The organism is Streptomyces sp. NPDC059785 (genome assembly GCF_042732375.1).
GTDB lineage: Bacteria > Actinomycetota > Actinomycetes > Streptomycetales > Streptomycetaceae > Streptomyces.
Window position 1 is genome coordinate 1 of the sequence record NZ_JBHWHV010000128.1, and the last position, 4,338, is coordinate 4,338.

Sequence of the window (4,338 nt, forward strand, 5' to 3'; positions counted from 1 at the left end):
GGGGGGGGGGGGGGGGGCGCCGGGGCGGGGGGCCCCCCCGAGCCCGGGGCCGGGGCTGGGGGCGGGGGCTGGAGCCGGGTACGGGGGGCTGGGGTCAGCCGGGCAGGGCGAAGCCCAGGGCAGCGGCGGCCTCCGCCGGTGTCGGCTGGCTCCAGAGCGTGGCCATCGCCTCGTTCGAGGCGAGCGAGCGCGGTTCGGCGCGGTCGAGGTAGAGCGTGCCGTCCAGGTGGTCCGTCTCGTGCTGGACGATGCGCGCGGGCCAGCCGGTGAAGACCTCGTCCACCGGCGCGCCGTGCTCGTCGTGCGCCGTCAGCCGCACCCGTGCGGCCCGGGCCACCGCCGCCTGCCAGCCCGGCACGCTCAGGCACCCCTCGTAGAACGCGGCCCGGGCGTCGCCGACGGGTTCGCACGACGGGTTGACCAGGACCCGGAACGGCTGCGGGACCCGGCCGCGGGCCACGCGTACGTCCTCGGTCACCGGCGCCGGGTCCTCGATGACGGCGATCCGCAGGGGTACGCCGACCTGCGGGGCGGCGAGTCCCACGCCGGGCGCCGCGTGCATCGTCGCGCGCAGCGCGCCGACGAACCGGGCCAGCAGCTCGGCGTCCAGCTGCCCGTCGAAGGGTTCGGCGCCGCAGCGCAGCACCGGGTCGCCCGCGGCGACGATCGGTAACGGGCCGCCGGGGGCGAGGAGTTCCGCCACCCGGTCGGCCAGCGGCCGGGAGTTACTGACAACACGTTCGCGCTCCATCACGCCAGCATGCCAAGCCCCTCAGACACCGTCGAGCCGAACCTCCGGCCCTGGCGAGCCGAACCTCCGGCCTTGGCGAGCCGAACCTCCGGCCTTGGCGAGCCGAACCTCCGGCCTTGGCGAGCCGAACCTCCGGCCTTGGCGAGCCGAACCTCCGGCCTTGGCGAGCCGAACCTCCGGCCCCGGGCCGACGGGCCGCCCCGATCACTGGACCCCTACGGGCGAACCCCGGCCGAACCACCTGAGGCCGCGCGACCCCCGCCCTGCCCGGGCGAACGGCCCGCCCTACGGCCCTAGTTCATCCCCGGCCCCGCGCGCGATGCGCAGCCTCACCCCCCCCAGTCACCCCGCTGTGACTCACACCACAGCACCGCCAGGGAACCCCACGCGACGTCGGCCCGACTACTGAACCGCTACGGGCGGACCGGCACCGGACCGCTCGGGTCGGGGTCCCCACCTGTCCCCATCCGTCCCCATCCGTCCCCGCCTCCGGGAGCAGTCCGCCGATGACCTCCACCCGCCCCACGCCGACCGAAGAGCCCCCGGAGCGTGTCGCGCCCCCGCAGGCGCGTACGGCGTCGCTGCGCCCCCTCGTGCTGCGGCTGCACTTCTACGCGGGCGTGCTGGTCGCCCCCTTCCTGCTGGTCGCCGCCCTGACGGGCTTCCTGTACGCGGCCTCGTTCCAGGCCGAGAAGATCGTGTACGCGCACGAACTGACCGTGCCGGTCGGCGACACCGAACTGCCGGTCTCCGCGCAGGTCGCCGCCGCCCGCGAGGCCCACCCCGAGGGGACGGTCTCGGCCGTGCGCCCCTCGCCGGCCGCGGGCGCGACGACCAGGGTCCTGCTCGCGGGCGTCCCGGGCGTCGACCCCGACCACACCCTGGCGGTCTTCGTCGACCCGTACACGGGCAAGGTGCGCGGGGCGCTCGAACAGTACGGCTCCAGCGGCGCGCTGCCGCTGCGCACCTGGATCGACGAGTTCCACGCCAACCTCCACCTCGGCCAGACCGGCCGCCTCTACAGCGAACTCGCCGCGAGCTGGCTGTGGGTGATCGCGGGCGGCGGCCTCGTGCTGTGGTTCGCGCGGCGGCGCGCGCGGCGCACCGTGCGCGGCACCACCGGGCGCCGCCGCGTCCTCGGCCTGCACGGCTCCGTCGGCGTCTGGGCGGCGGCCGGGTTCTTCTTCCTGTCCGCGACCGGCCTGACCTGGTCCACCTACGCCGGCGCCAACGTCGACGAGCTGCGGACCTCGCTCGGCCAGGCCACCCCGGCCGTCTCGGCGGCCGTCGGCGGCGACCACGCGGGACACGGCGGCGCGACGGGCGGGGACACGGGGGATGCGGAGGCAACAGCGAACACGGGCGACGGGGTCGGCATCGACGTAGTTCTCGCCGCCGCCCGCGCCGAAGGGCTCGGCGACCCGGTCGAGATCGTCGTGCCCGCCTCCGGTGCGGCCGAGCCGTCCGCCTACGTCGTCCAGCAGATCCGGCGGAGCTGGCCCGAGAAGCAGGACGCCGTGGCCGTGGACCCGGCGACCGGGCGGGTGACCGACGAGGTGCGGTTCGCCGACTACCCGCTGCTCGCCAAGCTCACCCGCTGGGGCATCGACGCCCACACCGGCCTGCTCTTCGGCCTCGTCAACCAGCTGCTCCTGATGGCCCTCGCGCTCTCGCTGGTCCTGCTGATCGTGTGGGGCTACCGCATGTGGTGGCTGCGCGGCCGCGGTTCCGCGTTCGGCCGTCCGCTGCCGCGCGGCGCCTGGCAGCAGGTGCCCCCGCAGGTGCTCGTCCCGCTCGCCGCCGGCGTCGCCGTCCTCGGCTACTTCGTCCCGCTGCTCGGCATCCCGCTCGCCGCGTTCGTCGCCGTGGACGTCGCCCTGGGCGAGATCGCCCACCGGCGGGGCAAACGCACGTACGGCAGCCGGGTAGCGTGAACCGGTACGCGCACGCCGGAGGGAGACACAGCATGGGAGAGCGCGACCGCGAGGATCCGCACCGGGCTGCCCGGCGGCGCGGCCAGGGCGAACTGGAGGGCCAGGTGCTCGGCGCGCTCAGCGCGGCCGCGGGCCCGGTGACCGCGGCCTGGGTGCAGGACAGACTCGGCGGCGACCTCGCCTACACCACCGTCGTCACCATCCTGACCCGGCTGCTGGCCAAGGACGCCGTCTCCCGCGAACGCCGGGGACGCTCCTTCGTGTGGACGCCGACCGCGGACGTGGCCGGGCTCGCCGCGCGCAAGATGCGCCGGCTGCTGGACGGCGAACGCGACCGCGAGGCCGTGCTCGCCAGCTTCGTCACCGCGCTGCCCCCGGGCGACGAACAGGTGCTGCGCGCGCTCCTCGAGGCGGCGCACCCGGCCGGGGCCGCGCACCCGGGGGCGGACGGGGACGGGCCGGGGCCGGGCGGCACCGGCACGCGGAGCGGCGGCACGGGGGCCTGACGTCATCATGGGGGTGTTCGTCTTCCTGCCGCTGGTCCTGCCGCTCAGCGCCTGGCCGGTCGCCAGGCTCGCCGAGCAGCATCTGCATCCCCGGACGGCCACCCGGCTGCTGACGGGGGTGGCCACCGTGATGGCCCTGTGCAGCACGCTGTGCCTGGCCCTGCTGATGGTCGTCGGGACCGCGCAACTGCCCGGCAACCCGCTGCCGGACGGCTGGTCGGACCCCGAGGTGCGCGCGGCCGTGCCGTACGACGAGATCGCGGGCAAGGCGGCCATTCCCGCACTGATGCTGGTGCTCGCGGCCTGTGCCCGGACCCTGTGGCGCCACCGGCGGGTCGGCCGCGGCGCCCACCGCGCCCTGACCGGACTGCCCGGCCGGACCGTCGCCGTCCTGCCCGCACCCGAGCCCTACGCGTACGCGCTGCCCGGCGGCCGGGACGGCGGCCGGGTGGTGGTCACCACGGCGCTGCTCGACGCGCTGGCCACGCCCGAGCGCCGCGCCCTGTTCGCCCACGAGCGCGCCCACCTGAGCGCGCGTCACCACCGGTACCTGCTGGCCGTACGGCTGGCGGCGCGCGCCAACCCGTTCCTCGGCCCGCTGCGGACCGCCGTGGTCTACACGGCGGAGCGGTGGGCCGACGAGGAGGCGGCCCGGGTGGTGGGCAGCCGGCACGTGGTGGCACGGGCGATCGGCAAGGCGGCGCTGCTGTCGCGCGGCACCTCGCTGCCCGCCTTCGCCGGGCTCGCCGCCGCGGGTCCCGTGCCGCGCCGGGTCGCCGCCCTGCTGGCGCCCGCTCCGGCGGCCCGTAGCTGGCCGTCCGCGTTCACCTCGGTGGGACTGGCCGCCTGGGGCGCCGCCGTGGGCACCCTGCTGTCCGCGATGTCCTCCGCGAACTCGGCGGTCACCATGTTCCTGATCCTGCGCACCGCGACACCGTTCTAGCGGCCGGACGGCTGCGGACTTGACGACGCCGGTCTGCCCGGGGTCCCGGGCACCCCCGCCGCGTAACCGCCCGGGGGCGGCGGGGGGGGGCCCCCCCCCGCGGGGGGGGGGGGCGCGCCCGAGACCGGCGGTGGCGGCGAACAGCGTCCGGGACAGGGACATGCCAAATCTCATGGGGATGACTCCTCGGGTGGGGGGTGGTGG

At 76.6% G+C, this 4,338-nt stretch carries 4 protein-coding genes; 3 read left to right on the forward strand and 1 reads right to left on the reverse strand.

Annotated features, from left to right (window positions below; genetic code table 11):
* Nucleotides 1–94: 94 nt before the first annotated feature.
* On the reverse strand, nt 95–751 hold the full coding sequence (locus tag ACFV6E_RS42740; protein WP_385177788.1) for a peptide deformylase: 657 nt from the start codon (nt 749–751) through the stop codon (nt 95–97).
* Between the two features lie 506 nt (nt 752–1,257).
* Here ACFV6E_RS42740 and ACFV6E_RS42745 point away from each other — a divergent pair.
* From ACFV6E_RS42745 to ACFV6E_RS42755, 3 genes are read left to right on the forward strand one after another with little or no spacing between them, the layout of a single operon-like run.
* The gene (locus tag ACFV6E_RS42745) at nt 1,258–2,685 is read left to right on the forward strand and encodes a PepSY-associated TM helix domain-containing protein (protein ID WP_385469160.1); all 1,428 of its coding nucleotides are present in this window, start codon (nt 1,258–1,260) and stop codon (nt 2,683–2,685) included.
* Between the two features lie 32 nt (nt 2,686–2,717).
* Nucleotides 2,718–3,191: a BlaI/MecI/CopY family transcriptional regulator gene (locus ACFV6E_RS42750; RefSeq protein ID WP_385469163.1), complete on the forward strand. Its 474-nt coding sequence runs from the start codon at nt 2,718–2,720 to the stop codon at nt 3,189–3,191.
* Between the two features lie 7 nt (nt 3,192–3,198).
* The gene (locus tag ACFV6E_RS42755; RefSeq protein ID WP_385177782.1) at nt 3,199–4,134 is read left to right on the forward strand and encodes a M56 family metallopeptidase; all 936 of its coding nucleotides are present in this window, start codon (nt 3,199–3,201) and stop codon (nt 4,132–4,134) included.
* The last annotated feature ends 204 nt before the right edge of the window (nt 4,135–4,338 follow it).